The sequence below is a fragment of the Lyngbya sp. CCY1209 genome (genome assembly GCF_055795065.1).
This window is the reverse complement of record NZ_JAYFER010000275.1, coordinates 1-25350: the sequence shown is the minus strand read 5'-3', so window position 1 is coordinate 25350 and position 25350 is coordinate 1. Positions and strand designations below refer to the sequence as shown.

Below are 25350 nucleotides of genomic sequence, written 5' to 3'. Positions count from 1 at the left end.
GATAGCAAAAAAAATCGGTTGGGTCAGGCAAGTATCAGCTTGCCCCCACCCGATCCCCCTGATTTTCACGGTCTAATTCCGCCTTGATTTTCAATCCTTCCACTCAGAACAGCATCGATGGTAACACTCTTAGAAAATCCCCTCCGCGTCGGCCTGCAACAGGACCGCATCCCCGAACCCCAAATTTTGACCATCTTCGGCGCGTCCGGCGACCTAACCCAGCGGAAACTGGTCCCCGCCATTTATCAGATGTATCTCGAACGCAAACTGCCCCCGGAACTGACCATCGTGGGGGTGGCGCGGCGCGAGTGGAGCCACGACTATTTCCGCTCGCGCCTCCGGGAAGGCATCGAAGACTTCGGCGGCGGCCTGCAGTCCGAACAGATTTGGGAAACCTTCGCCAAGGGCCTGTTTTACTGTTCCGGCAACATCGACCAGCCGGAAAGTTACCAGAAACTCAAAGCCTTCCTCCGCGAGTTGGACGAACAGCGGGGCACCCGCGAAAATCGCGTCTTTTACCTCTCCGTCGCCCCCCGCTTCTTCGGGGAAGCCGCCCAGCAACTCGGACGGGCCGGGATGCTGGCCGACCCCAAAAAGCAGCGCCTCGTGATTGAAAAACCCTTCGGCCGGAACCTCGGCTCGGCCCAAGTCCTCAACCGGGTGGTGCGGGACGTCTGCGCGGAGGAGCAAGTCTACCGCATCGACCACTACCTGGGCAAAGAAACCGTCCAAAACCTGATGGTGTTCCGGTTCGCTAATGCTATTTTTGAACCTCTGTGGAACCGCCAATTTGTTGATCACGTCCAAATTACCGTCGCCGAAACCGTCGGTTTGGAGGGTCGGGCTGGCTACTACGAAACCTCCGGGGCGCTGCGGGATATGGTCCAGAACCACCTGATGCAGTTGTTTTCCCTCACGGCGATGGAGCCCCCCAACTCCCTCGACGCCGACAGCATCCGCACGGAAAAGGTGAAGGTCGTCCAGGCCACGCGCCTGGCAGATCTCACCAATTTGGACTGTTCGGCCGTGCGGGGACAGTATACGGCGGGATGGATGAATGGCGAGGAAGTGCCGGGATACCGAGACGAAGAAGGGGCTTCGCCGGAGTCCACCACCCCCACCTATGTCGCCCTGAAACTCAACATCGACAACTGGCGCTGGAAGGGGGTGCCCTTTTACCTGCGGACGGGGAAGCGGATGCCCAAGAAAGTCACCGAGATCGCGATTCAGTTCAAGGAAGTACCCTTTTTGATGTTCCAGTCGGCGGCAAAACAGGCTAACCCCAACGTTTTGGCTCTGCGGATTCAGCCCAACGAGGGGATTTCCATGCGCTTCGAGGTGAAAACGCCGGGAAACTCTCTGCGGACGCGATCGGTGGACATGGATTTCCGCTACGACACGGCTTTTGGCAAACCGAATACAGACGCCTACGCCCGGCTGTTGATTGACTGTATGCTGGGAGATCAAACGCTGTTTACCCGGGGGGACGAGGTGGAGGCCTCCTGGCGGGTTCTCACCCCCCTTTTAGAGGTGTGGGATGCCCCCGCCGCCCCCGACAGCGTCCCGTTCTACGAAGCCGGAACTTGGGAACCCGTGGAGGCGGAACTGTTGCTCAACCGCGACGGCCGCCGCTGGCGCCGGTTGTAAACGACAGTCCGGCGGGGGAGAATGGCTCCGAGTCGGGCGGTTTTCCCCGCCACTTTCCATGCAGATGAAATCATTAACCTTGAAGTCATAACCGCCGATTTTATGAATACACCACTCGTCGCTTTACAGAAACCCAAGGATATTTCCCTCAGCGAGATCGAAGCTGAACTGAATAATATTTGGCTGACTCAAAGTGGCAGCCAGGGCAAGACTCAGGCGATCGCTACCCGTGCGGCTACCTTCAGCATGGTCGTCTACGAACCGGAGGAGTTCCAGCAGTTGTTGGGGGGGTTGGGCTTTTATCGAGGGGCGATCGACGGCATCCACGGCATCGAGACCCGGGATGGGATTCGGGAAGCCCAGAAAGCCTACGACCTGCCCATCACCGGCCGCGTCGATCCGGAAACGTTGGAGAAGTTGCGGGCCGAGTTCGCCAAAGTGCCCCCGGAAAAGCGGGCGATCGAGAATGTGGACGCCCGGGGCTTCAGCATCAGCGAAACCATCGCCGCCCAAAATCCCTGCCGCATCATCACCCTGTGCCCCACCCTCGGCGAGGATACGGGGGTGACGGCCCAAGTCTCCGCCTACTGCCCCCTGCAAAACAACCGGGAGGAGGGTTTGGTGTGCTGCGAATACGTCACCCTGCGGGGGACCAAAAGCGCCCTGGAACGGGTCGGCAACGTCGTCGCGTCCCTGATGATTCCGGATTTGCCCAAGTTCGTCTGGTGGAAGGCGACACCCAACCCGGAGCAAGAACTGTTCAAGCAGTTGTCCGGCTGTAGCAACTGCGTCATCGTCGATTCCTGCTATTTCAGCGACCCCGAGTCCGAGCTCTCGAAAATGCAGGAACTGATCGAAGAAGAAACCTACATCGCTGATCTCAACTGGCACCGCCTCTCGCCCTGGCAGGAGTTGGCCGCGGCCGCCTTCGACCCCCCGGAGCGCCGGGTGTCCCTCGTCGATCTCGACAACATCACCATCGACTACGAAAAGGGCAATGCTGCCCAGGCGCTGATGTTCCTGGGTTGGTTCGCCAGCCGTCTGGGTTGGAAGCCGGTGGAATTTACGGAGGAGGGGGGCGACTACGACCTCAAGCACGTCAAATTTATCGGCCCGAAAGATCAGGAAATCCGGGGGGAACTCGCCGCCATCCCGATGGCGGACACCGGGGAAATTCCCGGGGATTTGGTGGGTTTGCGCCTGACCTCGAGCAATCCCAACGCCAACTGCTGCACCATCCTCTGTTCGGAAACAATGGGGTGCATGCGGATGGAAGCCGGGGGCAGCGCCCAGTCCTGCCGCACGGAACAGGTCACCGCCGCCACGGATCAGAAGGCGGAATACCTGATGGCGCAGCAGTTGCAGCGCTGGGGCCGGGATGTTTTGTACGAGGAGAGTCTGGCGGTGACGGCCCAAATTCTCAAGTTGGGCTGACCGTCGCATCGATCGCGACACAAATTTGTATCCTCGGTTACTTTAGCGGCGGTAGATGCTGCGTTAAGATGAGTCCCGGTCTTTTGAAGTGCCTGGGATTGGGGGGCGATCGCCCGATTTTTTCAACTCTGAAAGTTCGGCGATCGCCCAATTATTGAGACTCTCAATCCTCAAATGTAAGAAGAAGCCATACTGTTAATTGATAGCAGCCGGGGCGATTGGCAAATCGACCCCGCCCGCTTTTCCCGTGCGATCGGCGCGGAGAATCCGTCAACTCAAAAATCAACGCCCAAAATCACGGAAGACACCAATTCTTAGGATCAATTCATTTTTCCTCTCGGACGGGGCGTAAACGTCTACAATATTTCCAATTCGCAATTGTTATTCGATGAGCAGAGGTGTCAAGTATGTATTCAGATCGCGAACGCTCCTCAGATCTATCTCCGGAAACATCAGAATTTTCCCACAACCACCCCGTCGATGCGGTGGGGACATCGGAACTCCCACCGGCCCTGAAAGCGGCTTCCATCGTTGCCCTGATCGTCGTGCTTTTTGGAACTTTGATCGGGTCCCTGGCGGTGAGTCCGCGCCCGACCGCGATGGAGGCGGAGGAGGAAATTGAAGACACCGTCGCCACGGAAGAACCGGCGATGGAAGAGGCTGAACAGATGGCGACGACTCCCGCCGCTTCCGTGACGGAAGATGAGATGGAAACCGCCGGCACCGCCACCGAAACGGAAGCGACCGCTCTGGAAACAGACGGGACGGCGACCTCGGAGAGCCCGAGTCCCGTGGCGGCCGACACCGCGCCTTCGGAACCGACGACCTCCGAGCCGGTGGCGACTGCCGAACCCGAGCTCCCAGAATCGCCGGCCGCAACCGGGACCACGGAAATGGCCGAAACGCCGGGAATGGGTACGGATGCGACTCCCGCGGCCGCTCCGACGGCGGGCGAGGAAATGGCCGCGGCTCCCGGCGCGGTGGATGTGGACCAGTTGAATGAGATCGTTTACGACAAGGTGGATAGGGCCTGGACGGTGAAGGGGACTCCGGTGACGGCCCAGGTGAGCTATCTCGTCACCGTCACGCCGGAGGGGGCGATCGCCAAGTTCGAGCCCAACTCCCCCGACGCCAAGGATAATGTCGAGAATACCCCCCTGCCCGGTTTGGCCGAGTCGGACGGTATGGCGGGGCAAACCTCCGGTCAGACCGTGACGTTTGAAGTGGTGTTCAGCGATACGGGCGCCCTGGAAGTCAAGCCGTCTCAGTAAATACCGCGATCGCCGGCGACGGACACTCGGCGATCGCGGCCACGGGGGTCGGGTACATAATAGAAATATCAAGTTTGGTATCCAACCCGGCACTCATGTTAGAAACAGACGCCAAAGCGACCGAAACCCAATCCGAGAGCGATCGGTGCGTCCTGGTGTGCCAGCATCAGTCCTGCCTGCGACACGGTGCGGCCGAAACCTTGAAAGCGTTTCGAGAAGCCGACCTCCCCGATGTTGATGTCCGGGGATGCGGTTGTATGGGCCAGTGCAACATCGGCCCGACGGTCAGGGTCACTCCCGAGGAAATCTGGTACTATCGGGTACACCCGGAAGATGTCCCCGCCATCGTCGCCGATCACTTGAAAGGGGGCGAACCCGTGCAGGACAAACTCAATCCGAGGATACATCCCCGCTTTCATTACTGAGGCCGCAGCAGTTGGCCTGAACCCAAGTTCGGATCAGGGAATTGACCTGTTCCGGGACTTCGTCGTGGGGACAGTGGCCGGCGTCGAGAAAGTGTTCCGAGAGGTTGGGATAATGCGCCCGGAAGCGATCGCTCCGAGCCCGGCAGTCCATCCAGGGATCGCCCTCCCCCCACAGCAACAGTAAAGGACGATTTAGGCGGGACAGCAAGACGTCCACGGAGTCGCCCCGGCGACTTTTGAACACGGACGCGAACACCTTGACGGCGCCGGGGGTGCAGGAGGGGCGGTAAATTTCCTCCACCAGGCGATCGGTTACGGCACTTTGATCCAGATACACTTTTTGCAGGGTTTTGCGGATCACCGACCGCCGCCGGGTCCACTGAAAGATCACAAAAGTCCCCCAGTCGCTGAGGATAAGCGATCGCACCGCCTTCGACATCCGCCTTTTCCAGGTCGGTGGTTCGACTTTCGGCTCGGTGTCCGAGAACGGTCCGGCGCTGTTGAGCAAGATCACCCCCGCCGCCGAGTCCGGATAGTCCGCCGCCGTGCACAGACAGGCGTAGCCCCCCAGGGAGTTGCCCGCCACCACCGCCGGCTTCCCGATTACCTCTGCGATGAAGTCGCGGAGCTGATCCCGCCACAAATCCCCGCCATATTCCTGGTCGGGTTTCGCCGAGCGCCCGAATCCCAACAGGTCGATCGCCCAGACTTCAAATTCGGGACTCAATCCCTCGATATTCTTGCGCCAGTGATCCGTGGAAGCCCCGAAACCGTGTACCAGCAGCAGCGGCGGGCGATCGCTCCGGGGCGCTCCGGCCCGGACGTAGTAAATTAACTGATCCCGCCACTTCCAGTATGATGATCCATCCCATGAAGTCGAACTCATCGCAACAGTCGTCCGCATTTTGTAAACATTTGTTAATTTCCCTTGACGATTGTATCAAAATCTCGTTCGTTTCGGGATCGCAGCGATCCCCGAGATCGACTCAAAATTGGCAACCCTTTTCAGCACGGCGATCCCCGGCGATCGGGGCGCAAATGTCGCCCCGACTGGCTTCTGGGAGCCGGTTTTCGTGTTACAATAGGGAACGAAGATGCGATCGCACGTCATGAAATTCCCACCGACGGAATACCGAAGACGGCGCGATCGTCGGGGTCCGCCCATCCCGCACCGGGAAAAATGATTTTTAGGATGGCAGTCAACACGAAAGACCTGGAGTTAAAAAACATTGGATGTTATGGGAAAGATCGGCCTCTCTTTTGATACGAGCCATTGAGTGACGGGGAGGTTAAAAAATGCTCTCAGGCCGTTTTGAAAATCCTCTCACCTGGCTATTGAATTCCCAATGGAACCTTGAAATTGGTCGTCCCATCTCATTTAAAATCGATCGCAAAAAATTTGTGGTTGAATGGTTGATTTGACGAATTGTTGGGGTAATCTTAATGGAAAAATGGGTGTTCAAGCTGTCAATCCCTTGGATCGAACAACTCGGAGTGACACCTTCCCCCGCCCCAAAACAAGTGGGGGTCAAGGAACGACGGCGACCTTGATTCGGATGGGGTTATTGGTGTACAATTCATCTGAGTTGAGCGGTACGGGAAAGGGCGAGACAACAAAACGATGCTCTAACTGCGGTCACGTCAAAGATTCGATGCCGTTATCGGTGCGAGTTGATCGGTGTGAAAAATGCAGTTGTGAGTCGAACCGAGACTTGAATGCGGCCCAAAATTTGGCAATGGCGGGCAGCTTGCCTGGGGCGGCCTGTGGATCGGAGAGTGCCGACACTTCCTTCGGCGTGGCTCCGAAGAAAACATCGAACCCATCCAACGCCAGCCGAGATTTGGGCAACTCATGGTTAGGTTTGAGTCGGTTTTTTAGAGCGGAGTATTCACAACTATGCAGGGTGTGAACCTTATCCACCTGAAAGCCAGGGAGTTTTCCGAGTGATTGCAATATCATCGCGTCCGGTTAAACGCAACTGGGTCACTATTAGCTTTGCTTCTACACTCTATCTCTGTCCGATTTTGGACCTACTTCTAGCCGAGATCCCGACGGAGTGGCAAGGAGAACTGCGGCTCGGACTCCAAGAAGCTTTGGTGAACGCAGCCAAGCACGGCAACAAGCTAGACCCCAGTAAAACCGTTGTCGTCCGTTTCTCGATGGTCAACAACCAGTTCTGGTGGATCATCTCGGATCAAGGGCGGGGTTTCAAGCCCCCATCCTGTCGCTGTCATCTGTCCGTGGTGGACTCCGAAACCGCCCGGGATGACTCCGACTCAGACCCGCCCCACGACGAAAACGAATGCGGACGGGGACTCTTTATTCTCGAACAAATCTTCGATCGCGTCGAGTGGAACCACGACGGAACCGAATTGGTGCTGTGCAAAGAACTTCCCAAAATTGGGCTCTGGGGTGTCGGGCATCGGGTGTAGGAACAATTAACAATTAATCATTAATAATTGATAATTGATAATTAATTGTTTTTCCCCGACTCCCGATTCCCTACTTTGACTTCGAGCCGTGGGTGGGACAGGGGGGGGCGGTAATGGAACGGTCCAACCACCCGATCGCCTGTTGCAGCCTCGGGAGCGCCTCCTGGGGCTGATCTTTGAGCAGGAAAATTAGCGCCGCGGCCACCTGTTCCCGGGCGCGGGCGTTGCGGTTGGACTTGAGGCGGTGCCAGTCCCGTTCGGAGATCGCCAACTGTTCGGCGAGTTTCTGGGCCAGTTCCAACGTCTCCGACGCATTGACCTGGGTTGAATTGGGATGAGTCATGGCGATCGTTTGATTCGACTTGGCTGTATTTTAATAGTTATAGCAGTCGCCGGGACCGTCGGGAGATCGGAAAATCCCGAAACCTGCCAAAGGCAGGCAGTTGAGTGAAAGCTGATTGCTCGGGGCTGACGGCCGATCGCTCTATGTATTATGCCGAGAAATACTCCATCCCCACCGAACCCCGCCGACCCGCCAGAAGAAATGACCGAGGAACGAGAAATTGAACAAGCCCTGGAATCGGCGGAGCGAAGTCTGGCCAGCCTCCAGGAGCGGGTGGCCCAAATCCGCCGCGATCGCCAGCGGAAAGTCGAACTCAAAAACCGCATCGACGAAGTGATCCCCGAACTTCGCCGGCAGCGATCGCAACAACTCCAGCAAGAACTTAAACAGCTTCGGGACGAACTCGACACCGTCGAACTCAACTTGGAAAGCCACCTGTTCACCTGGGGGAGCCTCAAAGAACCCTTCTGGCAGGCCGTCCGCTTCGGGGGACTCGGGATCGTCCTCGGCTGGCTCCTCAAATCCTGTGCCGGATAATCGTCGTTCGCGACCCCCTCAAATCGGGCTCAACTGCTTCAACTCCTCCGGTTTGAGAACCCCCCGTTCCGTGATAATCGCCGTAATCAACGCCGCCGGAGTCACGTCGAAAGCCGGGTTGTAGAACTCCACCCCGGGAGGACAGATGCGGGTCGGGCCGATCTGGTACAACTCCGCCGGATCGCGCTCCTCGATGGGGATTCCCTCCCCCGTCTCCAGGCGAAAGTCCACCGTCGAGAGGGGGGCCGCCACGAAAAATGGGACGTTGTGCGCCTTGGCCACCAGCGCCAAACTGTAGGTCCCGATCTTGTTCGCCGTGTCCCCGTTCGCCGCGATCCGATCGGCCCCCACGATCGCCGCGTGGATCGACCCCTGCTTCATGCAGTGAGCCGCCATATTGTCCGAAATCAGAGTCACGGGGATCTGATCCTGGACGCATTCCCAAGTCGTCAATCTCGCCCCCTGGAGGCGGGGGCGGGTTTCGTCCGCGTACACCCGCGCCAACCGCCCCGCACCTTGGGCCGAGCGGATCACCCCCAACGCCGTCCCGTAACCCGCCGTCGCCAGGGAACCCGTGTTGCAGTGGGTCAAAATATTCAGTCGTTCCGGCGTTTTCGGCAACGCCTCCAACCCGCGATCGCCGATTTCCTGGCAGGTTCTCAAATCCTCCGCCTGGATGGCTTTCGCTTCGGCCAGCAACGTTTCCCGAATCTCCGCCACCGCTCCGGCGGCGTTTTGAGCCGTTTTCTGCATCCGTTCGATCGCCCAGAACAAATTCACCGCCGTCGGGCGGGTATTCCCCAAAATCCGAGCCACCTCGTCGAGTCGGGCCAGGAACGTATCGCGATCGTCCGTTTCAATCTCCCTCGCCCCCAAATACATCCCGTAAGCCGCCGCGATGCCGATGGCCGGCGCCCCCCGCACGATCATCGTCGAAATCGCCCGGGCGATATCCTCGTAGCGGTGAATTTCCACGATCGCATATTCCTTCGGAAGCCGAGTTTGGTCGATGAGAACCACCCGATCTTCCTTCCAAATCACCGGATAAACTTGAGTTGGGATAGACATCTTGAGTCGAGCTCGCAGCCCGTCTGAAAACAGTGGATTCTTCCCCAGTTTACCCCGATATAGCGATCGGCTCCCGCTCCACCCTCCACAATGGGGAGATCTCGGAAGTCGGGAATGTCCGAACGCTTCCGGCGGTTGCCATATATAGCAGTGCGCCCTCGTGTCGTTACAAAATCTATAAAAGAAAGTCGGGAGTCGGTATTAGGGAGTCGGGGGATCGATCATTCTCACCCGTCCAGCCTGTTACCGCCCGCCTCGCGCTGCGCTATATTTCAAAAAGCCCGGGCCGGGGGTAGATGCGGCGCGATTGCCCTTTTTTGAAGGTCGGCCCCGGCTTTTCCATCTCTATTTCGGCGGTTGAAGCGGCGTTTCGCCCGTCTCGACAATTCTCGAACTGCCATCGATCTTGAACTCGAAATTACTCGGGAAGGGGAAATTCGCAGTCGATCACGTTGGCTTTTCTCAGACAAGTGATCGGTTGTGGAGAGGCGACGGGAATAAATTCCCCATCCAAAACAAAATCGTCGGCATTGAGCACGATACATAAAATTTCCTGGGTGCTTCGCAGCTTGATCACGGTATCATCTCGCAATCCATCGGCATCGAAATCGATCAGCGATCGATAGTCCAAGTCCGCCTCCGTCAACCCGTCCATGAGTCCAATTTTATCGCCGTCGCTGAACCAATCGAAATGGGTAATAACTGGTGCTTGATTGAGATCGGTCGTCGCCCCATGAGTTCGGATAATAAAAACATCGGTTTTACCATTGCCACCGATGGCTTGAGCACGGACCATCGGTGCTGGCATACTGACGCTGAATAGTGGTAAAGTTGTCACCATCAGCAGGGCCGTAAATTGTGTGAGGAACATCACCCGTACCTAACGCTACAATTCGAGCCTACGTTCGGTTTTTCGCACCTTCGGAATTGAGGGTGCTACTATTGGAACTTGGACAAGGTAGCCCGGGTGGATGATGTCCCCGCCGGCACGTCTCCAACCCTCATCGAATCTAAATTTTCGGGGTTCGAGCCTTGATTCTCGCTGGGAGAAGGGGAGTGGACGGTCAAACAACTGGTTTCCGAAATTTTTAAATGAACTCGATCGCACCATTATTCAGGCAATCCGTCATCGTTTTTTTGAAGGCACTGTTCGACCCGGAATTTGCGCCGATGGCCGTCTGGGTGGCCGCCGTCGTGGGTACGCTTTTGTTCGCCATCAACCACGGCTGCGTCCTCGTCAAAGGGCAAATGACCCGCGATCGCTGGATTTCCGCCCCGCTTACCTACGCCGTCCCCTACGGCGTCAACGTTCACGGCCAGTTAATCAGCCGCCGGCGATCGCGATCAAATTCCGAAAGTAAATATTAGGGAATTTTCCGGAATCAATCCCTCCGGCTGTGAAAGCGATCAACGGCAATTTGCGAGTTGTTTTTTTTCGGAAATCGCGACGGCTCAATTTTGCCTTTCAAACCGTCTCAAAAATTCGTCTAGTCTCCAAATTGAGGGGGAAATACCATCATGCATCCGACCCGTTTATCTCGCCCGTCTCTCAATCCCTGGGGGGCGATCGCTGCCTTTTCCTTGGGTTTGGGATTTCTCGGCCTTCCCCCCCTCCCCCCCGTCGTCGCACAGGAGCAGCAAGTGAGAACGTTGACCGTCAGCGGTGAAGGCATCGTCACCATTCCCACCACCCTCACCCGAGTTCAACTGGGGGTGGAAGTTTCCGGCAAAACCGCCGAAGAAGTCCAACAACAAGCCGCCCGGCAAACCTCGGCTGTGGTAGAATTGTTGCGATCGCGCAATGTCCAAAAGTTGGAAACCGCCGGCATTCGCCTCAACCCCAACTACACCTATCGCGACGACCGACAAGAATTGACCGGCTATACCGCCACTAATACCGTCACCTTTCGCCTGGAAACCGAGGCAGTCGGCAACTTGCTTGACGAGGCGGTAAATGCCGGGGCGACCCGCATCGATGGCGTCAGTTTTATCGCCTCCGATTCCGATATCACCACCGCCCAACAACAGGCGTTACAATTGGCGACCCGGGAGGCCCAACGCCAAGCCGATGCCGTCCTCGATACCCTCAATTTGACCCGCCGAGAAATTGTCAACATTCAGATCAATAGTGCGGGTTCTCCTCCCCCCGTGCCCATGATGCCACAGGCGGCGCGTTTGGAATCGGCCGACGCCTCCACCCCCGTCATCGGCGGCGAACAAGAAGTTCGGGCGTCCGTCACTTTGCAAATTAGCTACTGATATCGCCGTCGGCCGCCAGCTTGCGGTCAACCGCCCCCGAACGGGAGATTTCGCCCTCTTCCGTTCGCCGACATTTGAAGATTGTTTTTTAGTTTTAAAAAAAAATTAAGAAATGTTAAAAATTCGGCTGTTTTGGGGAAGGGGGTTGATTTTGGGCTTGACTTTTGGTATTATTATTAGACAATGGGAGTGGTGGTAAAAAAAATATTTTTGCAAACACCCCATTATGTGTGATTGATGTCAATAGTTTACCGCGAATCGCCGCCCCCCGTCAACCCCCTTCACCCCAATTTTGGTCATGAAAAAAACCCGAATCACGGCGATCGCGATCGGCGTACTTGTCGCCATCACCCTAATTTTCAACTTCGCCCCCGTCCGCGCCGCCGACACGACCCAACTCGAATATCGCGTCCGGCGGTTGGAGTCCGAAATGTCCCGACTCGGCAACCAAGTCAGCCGACTCCGCTTTCAAAGCTCCGGGGCACCGAGGGTGGAAGTCGTCCCCCGACCCGATCTCCCGGAAAACGTCCCCCCCGAGGGGATGACCCGATGGCTGTCCGGCGACCCCATGTTCGACAACCTGGCCACCTTGACCATCGAACTCAAACAGGATGTCATCGACATCCGAGAGCGCCTGTCCAAACTCGAAGCGAAGATCGAAAACTAAGCGCCCATTGAAAAAGTGCTGCCACAGCACCCCAAAAAGGATAAACAGAATCCCTCATCGGATGTTGCCGGCAGCACGGGGGTTTCCGACAGAAACCCTCAGAGACTATTCAATGATGTGGAAATAGTAGGCCGCAACCAACAGGTTGATTCCGAGCAGGACAGCCGCCCAGAAGATACGGAAGGTGTAAGGACCACCGGATTTAGTATTTGTCATTTGCTTAAATACCCAATGCTTTGAGTCCATTAAATCATAAAAAGCGATCGCCCTTAATCGATCTTTGGTGCAATATCGGCCCCCGACGGCTCGGCGATCTCACCCATTCTTCCGGAAGGGATTCCATCTGCCACCTCAATTCGCTACAATAGTCAGGTTGTCTAAACTCGCACATCCGGGAGTTCGGGTGTCTGGCGGGGGTTTTCCCGCGCAGATCGGCGCCCGGGTGGAGGATCAACCCGAAAAGGAGAAAATCGACCATGCCAGTGATCAGTCTCGCAGAAATGCTCGAGTCCGGGGTACACTTCGGCCACCAGACCCGCCGTTGGAATCCCAAAATGTCCCCCTACATCTTCACGGAGCGGAACGGTGTCCACATCATCGACCTCGTTCAAACCGCCCAACTGATGGACCAGGCCTATGATTACGTCAGAAGTTCCTCCGAACAGGGGAAAAAGTTCCTGTTCGTCGGGACGAAGCGCCAAGCCGCCGGCATCATCGCCCAAGAGGCCAGCCGTTGCGGCGGATTCTACGTCAACCAGCGGTGGTTGGGGGGGATGCTCACCAACTGGGTGACGATCAAAACCCGCGTAGACCGTCTCAAAGAATTGGAAAGCCGGGAAGAAAGCGGCCAGTTGGACTACCTCCCCAAAAAGGAAGCCGCCGTCCTGCGCCGCGAGTTGAGCAAGTTGCGGAAATATTTGGGCGGACTCAAGGGAATGCGCCGGGTTCCCGACGCCGTGATCCTGATCGACCAGCGCCGGGAGTACAATGCCGTCATGGAATGTCGCAAGCTGGGTATTCCGATCATTTCTTTGTTGGATACCAACTGCGACCCGGATTTGGCGGACATCCACATTCCCGCCAACGACGACGCCATCCGCGCCATCAAGCTGCTCGTCGGAAAGTTGGCGGATGCCATTTACGAAGGTCGCCACGGCGAACTTGACACGGCCTCCGCCGAGGACTACGAAGATTACGAGGGGGCACAAGACTACGAGGACTACGAGGAAGCCGACGAAGAGGGGTCTTCGGACGACTCGGAAGAGTAGGTCAACGGACCGCAGCCTGAAGCGGGAAACTTCGGAACCGACCATTTCCTCGGAGGGGGTGGCGATCGCTACCCCCTCCGAGGGATAACAGTTGAGTATGGCGCGGAGCATTTGTTAAACTTCAGTAACAACTGCCTCATAGCGACTGACCTAAACTTTAAGCAAGGAACGAAAGGAAAAAGATGGCGCAAAACATATCTGCGAAAGTAGTCAAGGAGCTGCGCGACAAAACGGGCGCCGGCATGATGGACTGCAAAAAAGCCCTGAAGGAAACGGATGGCGATATGACGAAGGCCGTCGAGTGGCTGCGACAGAAAGGGATCGCATCGGCCGACAAAAAATCGGGTCGCTCCGCAACTGAAGGGTTGGTGGGCAGCTACATCCACACCGGGGGACGGGTCGGCGTCCTGGTGGAGGTCAACTGCGAAACGGATTTCGTGGCCCGACGGGAAGAATTTCAGGAATTGGTGCGGAACGTCGCCATGCAGATTGCCGCCTGTCCCAACGTGGAGTACGTCTCCGTCGCGGACATTCCCCAGGAGATGGTGGCGAAGGAAAAAGAAATCGAGATGAATCGCGACGACCTGGGCAACAAGCCGGACAATATCAAGGAAAAAATCGTCCAAGGTCGGATCGACAAGCGCCTGAAGGAATTGTCTCTGATTGACCAGCCCTACATCCGCGACCAGAATATTTCCGTGGAAGAGCTGATCAAGCAAACGGTTGCCAAACTGGGTGAAAATATCCAAGTTCGTCGGTTCGCCCGGTTCGTTTTGGGTGAAGGCTTGGAAAAGGAAGAAAGCAATTTTGCGGAAGAAGTCGCCGCACAAACCGGCGGCAAGGCGTAAAATGTCACCCCAAACCGGGGGGATTTTTGATTAACGTCGCCCCGATCTGATGGCAGAATCGAAACAGATCGGGGCTTTTATAGCGCTGCGCGCTGGTATAGTTACAGGTTGAAATGAAAAATCCCTTTATATTCCCAAAAATCTGACCCGCTCCCCCGGCTCCCTCAGCTCCCTCCGCTCCCTCCGCTCCCTCCGCTCCCTAACTGTAACTATACGAGCGCACACTGCTATAAATATAGGGTGTGGGGCGTGGGGAACGTAACCGATTCCCGATTCCCGATTCCCGATTCCCGATTCCCGATTTTCCCTGCTCTCAATTATGGCCGGATCGCTCAAACGCATCGAACAAGATATCGCCACATTGGAAGAGGCGATCGCCAAGATCGCCCAGGAATTTCATAGCTGTTACGATCGTTATTTGCAGGTGTTGAGTCATGCCGTGCGACAGCAGTTGATCCTGGCAACTTATCATTTGTGCACCCAAGGGTATCCGGAGGCGTTTTTGCAACTGTCTTACTCGGAAAGACAGCAGTTGCAAGCCGGAATTCGGGATTTGGCTGGCCAGACTCAAGCTAAATTGACGGCCCTCGTCCACACCCCGATCGCCGAGAATGCCCCCCGGGCAGCCCAGGGAAAGTTGAATTCCGCCCCCCAGGAAGAAACCCCCGAAGAGCCAGGAAATCCGGAACCGCCGGAGGCGACGGCGGCATCGAACCCCCCCGCCGAATCGCTCTCCGAACTCAAACCCCTCCTGATTACCCCCATTCGCCTCCTGCGCTGGCAAGAAAATATCGAGGAGGCCATCCGAGGACTCCTCCACGCCCTCTCCCACGATGTCAACCTCCTGTTGCAGGACGCCGGAATTATCCTCCCCGAACTGCCCGAAGCCCTGCTAGAAGCGGCATCCAAAGCCGATCCCCCGCCGGAAGCGGCCGGTGGCAGCCCCAATTTGCTCAATCTGACCATCGAGACGGACGATGAGGACGACCAGCAGAACCCCAATCTCACCGAACTGATTACGGTTCACCTGCGACTCTCCGAGATTGAATTCGCCGACCCGGGGGTAATGGGGGCCAGACACCAGATCCGCAATTTGGTCGCGCGCCTGAACCGCCTGGGGCGGGATTACCAGAAAAAACAGCGGGATCGGGCGGTGCTGGAGGCGGAGTCCGCCTGGCGTTCGAGTTGGTTCGAGGAGTAGCCGCGATCGCCTCGCATACGCTATGTTGATAAAAAAATCAAGTACAGGGGCGAACGCGCCCTTCTAGCCTATCCCTTTATCTTACCGGAAGGCGATCGGCTTGTCAACCCTTTTCCGCCTTGATTTTGCCCCCCAAAACCGCTATGCTATGAAGACTGATTTTAACTCTCAAACCGCGTCAAACGAGCTTATAGCTTGTCACAGGCAGGATGCCTGTACTACCGCGAACAAGATTAAATAAAAGCCGATTTATAGCAGAATTTGATACCGATAAAATTGACGACAATTTGCATGAATTATGGCAACTTACGAACTCGACTGGTGGCGCATACAAAAAGCCCTGACTGTTGAGGCAGAACGGGGATTTAATAACATTCAGGGGAAGCAGTATCGGTTTAACGAGTTTCTGCTACTCAGCCTCCATCAAGTCTTGGAAATTATCCCGGCGGAAGCCCATTCCCTCGGGCAGAAATTGGCGGGAGACTTTGCCAACTACTCCCAACTGGAATTGGAAGAGCGGCAACATTTAATTGCGGACACCCGGCGGTTTTTAACACAATCCCAGCGACTGTTAGAATCCCAGAGAAATTTATCCCAACATCACAATCCGGAACCGTCGCCGCTGCCAGCCGTCCCCAAACCGCTTCCCCAACAGGAATTGAACGCCAAAAAAGCCCCCGATTTGGACAGTTCTTTAAAAGAATTGGTGGGGCCGAGAAATGGCGATCGCCTCGGCAAGTTGGGAATTTATAACGTTTACGATTTACTCTATTATTATCCCCGGGATCATATCGACTACGCCCGCCAGGTGAAAATCAAAGAACTAGAACCGGGAGAAACCGTCACCATCGTCGCGGAGGTGAAACGCTGCCACTGTTTCAGCAGCCCCAAAAACCGCAAGTTAACCATTTTAGAATTGGTCGTTAAAGACGAAACCGGGCAACTCAAAATCACCCGCTTTTTCGCCGGAAATCGTTACGGGAATAAAGGCTGGCAACACAAACAAAAATATAACTACCCGCCGGGGGCGAAAGTCGCCGCATCCGGACTGGTGAAAAAAAATAAATACGGCATCACCTTAGATAACCCGGAACTGGAAATTCTCGATCGCGCCGACAGCCATATTTCCTCGATGAAAATCGGCCGGGTGCTGCCCGTTTATCCCCTTTCAGAAGGTATCGGAGCGGACCTGGTGCGGAAGGCGATGCTGGCGGCGTTACCGGCGACGAATCACTTGCCGGAATCGCTGCCCAAAAAATTGATCGAAACCTATCAGTTGATCGAAATCTCCGAAGCCGTCGCCAACATCCACTTTCCCCCCAACCGGGACTGGCTGGCAGCGGCGAGGCGACGGCTGGTATTTGATGAATTTTTCTATCTGCAATTGGGATTGCTGCGGCGGCGGCAGGTACAGAAAACGACGGAAACCAGCGCCGTTTTGACCCCCAAAGGGGAATTGATCGAACAGTTTTATAAAATTTTACCCTTTGAACTGACCAACGCCCAGAAGCGGGTGATCGGCGAAATTATGGGCGACCTCAACTCCCCGGAACCGATGAATCGCCTGATTCAGGGAGACGTGGGGGCGGGTAAAACGGTGGTCGCCGTGGTGGCGATGCTGGCGGCAATTCAGGCCGGATATCAGGCGGCGTTGATGGCGCCGACGGAGGTTTTGGCAGAACAGCACTATCAAAAATTGGTGGGTTGGTTCAATTTGATGCATCTGCCGGTTGAGTTGTTGACGGGTTCGACGAAAACCGCGAAGCGGAGGCAGATTCATTCCCAGTTGGAGACGGGGGAATTGCCGGTTTTGGTGGGGACCCACGCCTTGATTCAAGATCAGGTGAATTTCCACAAGTTGGGGTTGGTGGTGATTGACGAACAGCACCGATTTGGGGTGCAGCAGCGGGCGAAATTGCAGCAAAAAGGGGAGTCGCCCCACGTTTTGACGATGACGGCGACGCCGATTCCCCGGACGTTATCGCTGACGTTGCACGGGGATTTGGATGTGAGTCAGTTGGACGAGTTGCCCCCCGGACGGCAACCGATTCAGACGACGATGTTATCGGGTCATAAGCGTAAGGAAGCCTATGATTTGATTCGGCGGGAGGTGGCGAAGGGACGCCAGGTTTATGTGGTGTTGCCGTTGATTGAGGAGTCGGATAAGTTGGAGGCGCGATCGGCGATCGAAGAACATGATAAACTACAGGAGAAGATCTTTCCGGAGTTGGCGATCGGGTTGTTGCACGGGCGGATGAGCAGCCAGGAGAAAGAGGAGGCGATCGCCAAATTTCGAGATCGAGAAACCCAGATTTTGGTATCGACAACCGTGGTGGAAGTGGGGGTGGACGTTCCCAACGCCACGGTGATGTTGATCGAAAATGCGGAACGGTTCGGACTGTCGCAACTTCACCAACTGCGGGGCCGCGTCGGCCGGGGAAAGGACAAGTCTTATTGTCTGTTGATGTCGGGGAGTTCTACCGCCGAGGCGAAGCAGCGACTGCAGGTTTTGGAACAGTCCCAGGACGGTTTTTTTATCGCCGAAATGGATATGGAATTGCGGGGGCCGGGTCAGGTTTTGGGAACCCGACAGTCGGGTTTGCCGGATTTTGCCCTGGCGAGTTTGGTGGAAGATCGGGAAGTGTTGGAACTGGCGAGGGAAGCGGCTCAGAAGGTGATGCAAAAAGACCCGACTTTGGAACGGTGGCCGGCGATGGCGGCGGAGTGGGAGCGGCGGTATCAGAAGATGATGGGGGGGTCGATTTTGACTTGATTTATATTTAGATAATTTGAGAATATTAACCACTCCAGGCACAGAGGACACGGAAGGAAGAGGGAGGGTTGTATTGCTCCCAAACTGCCAATTTTTGGGGGTTTGAATGGGTGGGAGTTTTGCGAATTATATCAGACGGTTATTTGACCGCATAACCTCCCCGATGCTTTTTAATCCTCTTGAGAGGATTTGTGCTATTAGCTTGGGAATTGATTCCCAAGCGGTGCTTGATTTTATGCCCCATTTGGGGGAAGATAAAATTATCGAACCATCCGCCGAGCAATGTTATTGATTTTTACCGATTTGGACGGAACTCTGCTCAATTCCGAGGATTACCGGTACGATCGCGCCCTCCCCGTCCTCGAACAACTGAAACAACAGCAAATTCCCGTGATTCCCGTCACCAGCAAAACCCGGGAAGAGGTGGAAGTATTGCGGGGGGAAATTGGGTTAACAGATCCGTTTATTGTGGAAAATGGCAGTGCTATTTTTATTCCCGAAAATTGCGATCGCCTCACTTCCCCGGAAACTCAACTTCGGGGCGATTATTATTTGATGCAACTGGGCGATTCTTATGCGGATATTCGCCGGGGATTGGCGGAAGTCATCGCTTCTCTGGACGAACCGCTGCGGGGGTTCGGAGATTTGAGCGTCGATGAGATTATACAGCGAACCGGATTATCGGCTGAGGAGGCGAAGCGGGCGAAAAATCGGGAATTTACCGAACCGTTTGTTACTCCCAAAACTATCGATCCGGCAGTATTGGAAAAAACGATAACGGAGTCGGGATTTCGCGTCGTGGTGGGCGATCGCTTTTCCCATCTGATCGGTGGAAATGCCGGGAAAGGTCGGGCGGTTGAGTGGTTGGTGCGGCGATATGCTATGATCGCACCGGGAGAAACAATCACCACTCTCGGTTTGGGGAACAGTCCCAACGATTTGGCGATGTTGGAAGCGGTGGATATTCCGATTATTATTCCCGGCAAAAAGGGACCCCATCCGGGATTGAGCGATCGCCGCTGGCCAGTCGCCTCGTCTCCCGGCTGTCAGGGATGGGCTGAGGTGGTGGCGGAAATTTGCGATCGCTTGGGAGTTGAGATTAACAATTGACGAGAAATGCGGCCGGCGGGGACGCACTGCCCCCACCGAAGAATGAATTCTGATTGATATTGAGAAATGTGGCCGGCGGGGACGCACTGCCCCCACCGAAGAATGAATTCTGATTGATATTGAGAAATGTGGCAGGCGGGGACGCACTGCCCCCACCGAAGTTTTGTTAATTTCCCGATTCCCCATCTTCCATTCTTTCAATCAACAGATCCCGAATTTTCAAAGCGGTGGCGGGCGCCAATAATACCCCGTTGCGATAGTGTCCGGTGGCGAGGAGGATGTTTTTAAATCCGGTTAAAGGGCTGATGACCGGGGCGGGTTGATCGGGGCGGGGCCGCAGACCGCTCCACTGGCGGAGGATTTCGGCCTCTTTCAAGGCGGGACACATGGCGATCGCACCTTCCACGACGCGATCGAGCAATTCGGTATCAGCCTCCACATTACCATCCGCGTCGGGAAATTCCACCGTCGCCCCCACCCAATATTCCGCCCCGCCCAGGGGGACGATGTGCACGTCATCGCCGGTAATTACGGGTTGGGGACTCGTTGCCAGGGGTTGGGGACACCGCACCTGCAAAGCCTGTCCGAGAACCGGGCGAATCGTCACCGGAGGGGGTTGGGGGGGCGTTTCCAGCAGGGGAGTCGTTCCCAATCCCGCCGCCACCACCACCCAGTCCGCCGCCAGAGTGCCGGTATCGGTTTTAAGAGTTTGACAGATTTTCTGAGAATCGCCATTTTCGGCGATTTCCCAGCCGTCCACCCCGACGCCGAAATTGAACGTCACCCCATTTTGTCGGGCGGCATCCACCAAAGCCCGGGTGAGGGCGGTGGGGTCGAGTTGCCGGTCGCGGGGGGAATAAATCGCCCCGGTGACGCGATCGCACTGGATCTGCGGATATCGCGATCGCACCGTTTCCGCGTCCTGCAACTCCAGCGGCAACCCCTGGGACCGGCGAATTTCGGCCAACTCTTCCCAGCGACTCCAGTTTTCCCCCTCGAACCCCAGCATCAAAATGCCCCGGCGGTTGTAGGGGAGGGGGCGATCGAGGCGGGTTTCCAGTTCCGGAATCAGCGTTTCATAGCGTTCCAGACTGTCCCGCCGCAACTTCCAGGCCCGCCCCTTGGTTTTGTGGCTGATGACGCCCATCAGCACGCCCAAAGCCGCCCCGGTGGATTCCGCCGCGGGGGATTTGCGATCGCACACCGTCACCGACAGCCCCGGAACCGAAGACAGTTCGTAGGCGATGGCGGCGCCAACGATACCACATCCGACAATAACAACGTGAGCCATAAGTGAGCTATCTAGTGTGAGCGATCGGCAAAGGAATTAAGTGGCTTGGGGAACTTGGGTCAAAAACGTGTCCAGGTCCTTGAGGGCTTCCTGGTAGCCGGTAACGGCTTGGGCGCGATCGCCTTTTTCGGCCGCCGTGCTCACTTCCACCAAATGCTGGGACACTTCCCGGTACAACTTGCGGGCCGGGGGTTGGTCATCGGGGAGGAGTTTGCCCGTCAGGTAATTCATATCCTGGAGCAGGGTTGTGAGCGGGCCGTGGACAAAATTATCCACATTCACCCAGTCACCATTTTGGATGCTGGCGGTCAGTTCCTTGGTCATGCGATCGCGCAGGCCGAGGATATCGGTTTTATACTCTTGAATTTGTTCGAGTTGGGCGTCGCTGTAGGTGGGCGGCTCGGCGACCTCGGGCGCACTGCAGCCCACCACGAATGCAGTCACCAGTGCCAAAACACAGGCCAGAATTGAACGATAACGTTTCATGGCAAATTTTGTTTGGTTCTTTAAATTTCTACAATTTGCTCGGTCGGCAAAAAATGATTATCCATCCATTGTTGCAGAAAACATCTACCACACGCGATCGATTTTGGGCAGAAGGGGGAGGTCGGGAGTCGGTATTAGGGAGTCGAGAGTCGGGAGTTGGGGAAATTTTTAACCCTTCCCTACACCCCACACCCTACACCCCACACCCTAGTTCGGCCTGAACTGCTTTTCCACCAAACCGACGATGGTATCCCGGGGCAGCAAGCGGGGCAGGTTGACGATGATCTGGTTGGATAGCCCTCCCGTGACGAGGGTGGAGAAGTCTTTTTCCAGGGCGGCGAGGGTATCTTTGACCACTTCTTCGGCGGGGGTGAGGGAGTTGCCGGCGCCCCGGAAGGATGCGGGAAATTCGGCCGCATCGAAAAAATTCGATTCCGTCGGGCCGGGACACAGGGCCAAAATGCGGACGCCCGAATCTTGATTTTCCGCCCACAATGCCTCCGTGAAGTTGAGGACGAATGCTTTACTGGCCGAGTAGACGGACAGATAGGGCAGGGGTTGATAAGCGGCGATGGAGGAAACGTTGACGATCGCCCCCCGGTTTCGCGGTTTCATCGCCGACAAAAACCGGTACGTCAGCCCCACCAAAACCCCGATATTCAATTGTACCATTTGCATCTGTTTGTCGAGCGATCGCGTCTCGAACGGACCGTAATCCCCAAATCCGGCATTATTGATCAGCAGATCCACCGTCTCCCCCCCGCCGGCGACGGCATCGAAAACCACCGGCGTCGCGTCGGGTTCCGTCAGATCTTTGGCGATCACCTGCACCTGAATCCCGTGTTGTCCTTGCAATTCGGAGGCTAGGCGATCGAGTTGATCCCGCGATCGCGCCACCAAAACCAGATCGACCTTCCGGGACGCCAATTCCCGCGCAAACGTTTCGCCGATCCCGGACGACGCCCCCGTAACCAGAGCTTTTTTAATGGAATTCAACTGCATAAAAAATGAAAAATGAAAAGTGAAAAGTGAAAAATGAAAAATGAACGGGGATTTCCCCACACCCTACACCCTACACCCCACACCCTAATTCTCCGGCTGTCTGCAAATTCCGAACACGGACGTGTAGCCGTGCAGGAAAGTGCCGTTCCCCACCGGGCCGATTTCCCCGTTGCAGAAAAACCCACTCAGGGGGATGGGAAAGTGGCGGCGGAATAAATTCGAGTCGAAATTGGGTTCGCCGTAGAGGTTTTCACCCCGTCCCAGACAGGAAAACATCAGGGCGCCCCGGGTTTGCACCGCTCCGGGCCGCGCCGGGGTGTCCTGGTTTTTGAGCAACAGTTCCAGATCTTCGGCCGAAGTGCGGGCGTCCCGCAGGTGAAACTGGATGCGCTGTCCGGGCCGGACCCGATCGCCGATCGCGATCGCCCCCATCCGGGGATCGACTCCGATCAAATTCCGGAGCAAAAAATCCCCCGCTTCCAATTGCTGTTTGAACTCGTCCCGGACCACCCCGACAAATAGAGAATGCCCGGCCAGTTGCCGATCCTCCTCGCCGAGTTCCCCCAACAGTTCCTGGAGAGCCTCCAGGGGGGACAGTTCCCCGCCCCCCGCCGCGTCCTGTTTCTCGACCTGCAAAATGATATTGCGATCGCCCCGGGTAATTCGGTACGGGTCGCCGATCGGCCGGCATCCCTGGGCCACGATCGTGTCCAGCACGATATTGCCACTCAACGCCACCCCCACCGCTTCCCCGGCGTACAGTTCGCCGTCGCAAAAGACCGCCGTCCCCTGACCCATCGCCCCGGAACTGGCCAGTCCCCCCACTTTCGGAGCCCCCGGATAGGCGTAGTCGAGGCCCTGGAGCAAATCGTTGATTTTTCCGTAAAACGGATCGATCAACAAAATAAATTGGGGATAATTTTGCGGGTGGACGCCGATCAGTTCCACCCAATCTTCCGGGGAACTGTCCAAATCCGGGAGTTCCTCCGTCGTCAGGTGGAAAGGGCGGACTTCGACACCCGGAAGGTGGGCCAGACACAGGCTCAGGGCGGGTTTCCCCTCGATTTCTTCGGCTTTTTCCCCCGATGCCATGCCGACCACCCCCCCGCCACTGCAACCGATCAACGCGGGGACCGACAGCCGTTCGGCCAGCAGGGGCATCAGTCGGGAATAGTCGCTGGCGAAGGCCGAGGAGATGAACACCAACCCCAGATCGGCCGGGGCTTCCAGGGCGGCTCGGGCCGCCTCGACCACCTCCGTCACCGCCGCCTCCAGAGAGGCGCGGGTCGATAGGGTGCTGACCCACCGCATTGGTTCTGTTGTCGGTTCTGCCATGTTGGCCCTCCTATAGATTCTCTCTCACCCATTCCGGTTTTCCGCTCGGGTTATATTTTGCCGGTCAGATGGCTGTTATTGTCTTGAAAGCGTCCCGCAGTCGGTCGTGTGTTAACATTACTTAATGTTACGAGCCCTCCGGTTTGGGTGCGGCGACTTCCGATCGCCCGGAGCAAACCTTAAAAAACAGTCAAAATTTGGGGTTGACGCTCCGGAGTGATGTATCACAGACTATGGAAGATCGCTGAACCCGTCAGCTAGGATAACCCGGTCGAGCGATCGCTGGCTATCAAAGCTGATGGGATCGGACTCGTGACGACGTTTGTAAAGGGAAAAAAGGTTAGTATGAGCGAAAATATCGACGAACTCATCGAAAAAGAGCGCCAGGAAGCTCGCAACGTCTGCGATACTCAGGGGGGTACGTCTAAAGAGTGTGCCGCCGCCTGGGATGCGGTAGAAGAGCTGCAAGCTGAAGCGGCTCACAAAAAGCAACAACCAGCCAAGAGTTCCTTTGAAGTCTACTGCGACAACAATCCCGAAGCCGCCGAGTGCCGGGTTTATGACGACTAGGTTCTCCTTGTTATCCACCAGTCCCCCAGCCCCGGCCGCAAGTCGGGGTCGAGGGATTTAACCCGACCTCGACGGATACGCGGACGCAACACCCGGACTTTTCGGGGGTTGCAGTTTCGTTTTCAGGACGGTGAGTTGAGACCGCCGGCGATCATCCCCCGCCCCTCCCCCCCCTCCGATCCAGTTCGGATAATCAGCTATTGTGTAGATTTCCGATCATCGAATTCAAGAAATCGTTTTAATAAAAACGATTTGAGCGGAGATCAGATCAGCACCGCAGACGAGAAAATAATGTTCAACCCAATCTTGATGGCAGCCCAACCCCACAGTTTAGCAACTTGGGTGTGGATGGATTACCGACTCGCGGTCGTGCTGACCGTGATTTTTCCCCTAATTTTGCTCATTTGGGCCTTTGTTCAAAAGTTGGAAGCCCTGCAACGGCTTTTAATTATCTATTGGCGGGTGGCGAGTCTGTTGATGATCACGGTGTATCTGATGATCGCCGCCTTTCCCTTCAGTTTTTTATGTTCGATCGCCTCCCGCATTCTCATCCCGCTGAGTTTGTGGTTTTGGGTGGATATCAACGAAGAAATCGAGGATATGCAACCATCGCCCCTGAAACTCACCTTCACCAGTTGGCGGTGGGCGATTACCGTTTACAACGCGATCGGAGCCCTGCTTTTCCTCCCCTCCCTGCGATGTGCATTTTTGGGCACGCAAGATTTACTCGCCGATCCGGGTTGTCGGATCTGGCTCGATCCCCCCTGGACCTACAAACAGATTTTTCACCCGGACTGGACACCCCAATTTCTCGGATTTTTGGGCCTTGTGGGATTGTTACTTTATTTGATTTATTTCGGATATTTTATCCTGATTCGTCTGGGAAGACAGGGACGTTCTGCAACGGGAAATTGACAATTTATCATTGATAATTGATAATAATCAACTTTTCCCGACCTCATGATTTGAGGGAGAATATTCAATCTAAAATCTAAAATCGATATGCCAGTCGCGATCGCCAAGCGTTTGGAACAATACACAGAAAAAAATCCCCGGGAAGTGTTGCTCGTCCGGGCGGAAATTGACGGGGAACCGGACGAAATCGCCATCTTTAAAGGCTTCTCCAGTTCCCTGATGCGGGCGACGGCTTTCGATCCCGATGTCCCCGTCTTACCCGACGACGCCACCATTTTGGAAATTGATCGCCTCGTCGGTCCCTACAACCCCGCCAGTCCCCAATATATCGAGCGGGGATTGAGTTGGGAAACCATCCAACCGCTACTCTCCGCGGCGGGAGTGTGAGGAGAAGAAACCCGATTTCTAGAAGAATTTTTAATTCCCCACCAAGATACTGGAAGAAACCGAGTTTCTAGATATCGGAG

At 56.0% G+C, this 25350-nt stretch carries 27 protein-coding genes; 18 read left to right on the top strand and 9 right to left on the bottom strand.

What is annotated here, in order from left to right:
- Positions 1-117: 117 nt before the first annotated feature.
- The 4 genes from zwf to AC0QHF_RS08015 all read left to right on the top strand — a co-directional run bounded on the left by zwf (position 118) and on the right by AC0QHF_RS08015 (position 4777).
- On the top strand, positions 118-1647 hold the full coding sequence (gene zwf, locus AC0QHF_RS08030) for a glucose-6-phosphate dehydrogenase (protein ID WP_324703683.1): 1530 nt from the start codon (positions 118-120) through the stop codon (positions 1645-1647).
- A gap of 102 nt (positions 1648-1749) precedes the next feature.
- Positions 1750-3081, top strand: a complete 1332-nt coding sequence (gene opcA / locus AC0QHF_RS08025) for a glucose-6-phosphate dehydrogenase assembly protein OpcA (RefSeq protein ID WP_324703682.1) — start codon at positions 1750-1752, stop codon at positions 3079-3081.
- 407 nt (positions 3082-3488) lie between these two features.
- A complete protein-coding gene (locus tag AC0QHF_RS08020; protein WP_324703681.1) occupies positions 3489-4352 on the top strand; it encodes a ferredoxin-thioredoxin reductase catalytic chain in 864 nt (287 codons plus the stop codon).
- Between the two features lie 95 nt (positions 4353-4447).
- A complete protein-coding gene (locus AC0QHF_RS08015; protein WP_324703680.1) occupies positions 4448-4777 on the top strand; it encodes a (2Fe-2S) ferredoxin domain-containing protein in 330 nt (109 codons plus the stop codon).
- On the opposite strand, the gene AC0QHF_RS08010 is transcribed toward AC0QHF_RS08015, so the two are convergent.
- Entirely contained in the window at positions 4743-5663 is a 921-nt protein-coding gene (locus AC0QHF_RS08010; protein WP_375341408.1) for an alpha/beta fold hydrolase, read from the bottom strand. The genes AC0QHF_RS08015 and AC0QHF_RS08010 overlap by 35 nt on opposite strands.
- Before the next feature lie 523 nt (positions 5664-6186).
- Between AC0QHF_RS08010 and AC0QHF_RS08005 the strand changes: the two genes are divergently transcribed.
- Both AC0QHF_RS08005 and AC0QHF_RS08000 read left to right on the top strand, forming a co-directional pair.
- Positions 6187-6687, top strand: coding sequence for a zinc ribbon domain-containing protein (locus tag AC0QHF_RS08005; protein WP_375341407.1), 501 nt, complete (start codon positions 6187-6189; stop codon positions 6685-6687).
- Between the two features lie 34 nt (positions 6688-6721).
- Positions 6722-7210, top strand: a complete 489-nt coding sequence (locus AC0QHF_RS08000) for an ATP-binding protein (protein ID WP_324703677.1) — start codon at positions 6722-6724, stop codon at positions 7208-7210.
- Between the two features lie 70 nt (positions 7211-7280).
- Here AC0QHF_RS08000 and AC0QHF_RS07995 read toward each other — a convergent pair whose 3' ends face one another.
- Positions 7281-7553: a DUF6439 family protein gene (locus AC0QHF_RS07995; RefSeq protein WP_324703676.1), complete on the bottom strand. Its 273-nt coding sequence runs from the start codon at positions 7551-7553 to the stop codon at positions 7281-7283.
- A gap of 150 nt (positions 7554-7703) precedes the next feature.
- Here AC0QHF_RS07995 and AC0QHF_RS07990 point away from each other — a divergent pair, with 150 nt between their 5' ends.
- A complete protein-coding gene (locus AC0QHF_RS07990; RefSeq protein ID WP_324703675.1) occupies positions 7704-8090 on the top strand; it encodes a sll0565 family protein in 387 nt (128 codons plus the stop codon).
- A gap of 18 nt (positions 8091-8108) precedes the next feature.
- Here AC0QHF_RS07990 and mtnA read toward each other — a convergent pair whose 3' ends face one another.
- Together mtnA and AC0QHF_RS07980 are read right to left on the bottom strand one after the other, a co-directional pair.
- Positions 8109-9158, bottom strand: coding sequence for an S-methyl-5-thioribose-1-phosphate isomerase (gene mtnA, locus AC0QHF_RS07985; protein WP_324703674.1), 1050 nt, complete (start codon positions 9156-9158; stop codon positions 8109-8111).
- Positions 9159-9576: 418 nt separating this feature from the next.
- A complete protein-coding gene (locus AC0QHF_RS07980) occupies positions 9577-10029 on the bottom strand; it encodes a hypothetical protein (protein WP_324703673.1) in 453 nt (150 codons plus the stop codon).
- Between the two features lie 221 nt (positions 10030-10250).
- Here AC0QHF_RS07980 and nrtS point away from each other — a divergent pair, with 221 nt between their 5' ends.
- From nrtS to AC0QHF_RS07965, 3 genes are all read left to right on the top strand, one after another.
- Positions 10251-10526, top strand: a complete 276-nt coding sequence (gene nrtS / locus AC0QHF_RS07975; protein WP_324703672.1) for a nitrate/nitrite transporter NrtS — start codon at positions 10251-10253, stop codon at positions 10524-10526.
- 150 nt (positions 10527-10676) lie between these two features.
- On the top strand, positions 10677-11417 hold the full coding sequence (locus AC0QHF_RS07970; protein WP_324703671.1) for an SIMPL domain-containing protein: 741 nt from the start codon (positions 10677-10679) through the stop codon (positions 11415-11417).
- A gap of 298 nt (positions 11418-11715) precedes the next feature.
- Positions 11716-12084 carry a hypothetical protein gene (locus AC0QHF_RS07965; RefSeq protein ID WP_324703670.1) on the top strand — a complete coding sequence of 123 codons (369 nt, stop codon included), beginning with the start codon at positions 11716-11718 and terminating at the stop codon, positions 12082-12084.
- Positions 12085-12189: 105 nt separating this feature from the next.
- On the opposite strand, the gene psaX is transcribed toward AC0QHF_RS07965, so the two are convergent.
- Positions 12190-12300, bottom strand: a complete 111-nt coding sequence (gene psaX / locus AC0QHF_RS07960) for a photosystem I protein PsaX (protein ID WP_324703669.1) — start codon at positions 12298-12300, stop codon at positions 12190-12192.
- A gap of 260 nt (positions 12301-12560) precedes the next feature.
- Here psaX and rpsB point away from each other — a divergent pair, with 260 nt between their 5' ends.
- From rpsB to AC0QHF_RS07935, 5 genes are all read left to right on the top strand, one after another.
- A complete protein-coding gene (gene rpsB / locus AC0QHF_RS07955; RefSeq protein ID WP_324703668.1) occupies positions 12561-13352 on the top strand; it encodes a 30S ribosomal protein S2 in 792 nt (263 codons plus the stop codon).
- A 182-nt stretch (positions 13353-13534) separates the two neighbouring features.
- The gene (tsf, locus tag AC0QHF_RS07950; RefSeq protein WP_324703667.1) at positions 13535-14200 is read left to right on the top strand and encodes a translation elongation factor Ts; all 666 of its coding nucleotides are present in this window, start codon (positions 13535-13537) and stop codon (positions 14198-14200) included.
- Between the two features lie 319 nt (positions 14201-14519).
- On the top strand, positions 14520-15401 hold the full coding sequence (locus AC0QHF_RS07945) for a hypothetical protein (protein WP_324703666.1): 882 nt from the start codon (positions 14520-14522) through the stop codon (positions 15399-15401).
- Positions 15402-15699: 298 nt separating this feature from the next.
- On the top strand, positions 15700-18174 hold the full coding sequence (gene recG, locus AC0QHF_RS07940) for an ATP-dependent DNA helicase RecG (protein ID WP_324703665.1): 2475 nt from the start codon (positions 15700-15702) through the stop codon (positions 18172-18174).
- Between the two features lie 282 nt (positions 18175-18456).
- Positions 18457-19284 (top strand): HAD-IIB family hydrolase, encoded by an 828-nt coding sequence (locus tag AC0QHF_RS07935; protein ID WP_324703664.1) that lies wholly within the window; start codon positions 18457-18459, stop codon positions 19282-19284.
- Positions 19285-19450: 166 nt separating this feature from the next.
- On the opposite strand, the gene AC0QHF_RS07930 is transcribed toward AC0QHF_RS07935, so the two are convergent.
- From AC0QHF_RS07930 to AC0QHF_RS07915, 4 genes are all read right to left on the bottom strand, one after another.
- Positions 19451-20575 carry an NAD(P)/FAD-dependent oxidoreductase gene (locus AC0QHF_RS07930; RefSeq protein WP_324703663.1) on the bottom strand — a complete coding sequence of 375 codons (1125 nt, stop codon included), beginning with the start codon at positions 20573-20575 and terminating at the stop codon, positions 19451-19453.
- 36 nt (positions 20576-20611) lie between these two features.
- On the bottom strand, positions 20612-21061 hold the full coding sequence (gene psbQ, locus AC0QHF_RS07925) for a photosystem II protein PsbQ (protein WP_324703662.1): 450 nt from the start codon (positions 21059-21061) through the stop codon (positions 20612-20614).
- Between the two features lie 207 nt (positions 21062-21268).
- On the bottom strand, positions 21269-22063 hold the full coding sequence (locus AC0QHF_RS07920) for an SDR family NAD(P)-dependent oxidoreductase (protein ID WP_324703661.1): 795 nt from the start codon (positions 22061-22063) through the stop codon (positions 21269-21271).
- 84 nt (positions 22064-22147) lie between these two features.
- Positions 22148-23374 carry an FIST signal transduction protein gene (locus tag AC0QHF_RS07915; protein WP_324703695.1) on the bottom strand — a complete coding sequence of 409 codons (1227 nt, stop codon included), beginning with the start codon at positions 23372-23374 and terminating at the stop codon, positions 22148-22150.
- A 369-nt stretch (positions 23375-23743) separates the two neighbouring features.
- Between AC0QHF_RS07915 and AC0QHF_RS07910 the strand changes: the two genes are divergently transcribed.
- From AC0QHF_RS07910 to AC0QHF_RS07900, 3 genes are all read left to right on the top strand, one after another.
- A complete protein-coding gene (locus AC0QHF_RS07910) occupies positions 23744-23968 on the top strand; it encodes a Calvin cycle protein CP12 (RefSeq protein ID WP_324703660.1) in 225 nt (74 codons plus the stop codon).
- A 291-nt stretch (positions 23969-24259) separates the two neighbouring features.
- Positions 24260-24883 carry a DUF3177 family protein gene (locus tag AC0QHF_RS07905; protein WP_324703659.1) on the top strand — a complete coding sequence of 208 codons (624 nt, stop codon included), beginning with the start codon at positions 24260-24262 and terminating at the stop codon, positions 24881-24883.
- A gap of 87 nt (positions 24884-24970) precedes the next feature.
- The gene (locus AC0QHF_RS07900) at positions 24971-25270 is read left to right on the top strand and encodes a DUF7734 family protein (RefSeq protein WP_324703658.1); all 300 of its coding nucleotides are present in this window, start codon (positions 24971-24973) and stop codon (positions 25268-25270) included.
- Positions 25271-25350 lie beyond the last annotated feature (80 nt).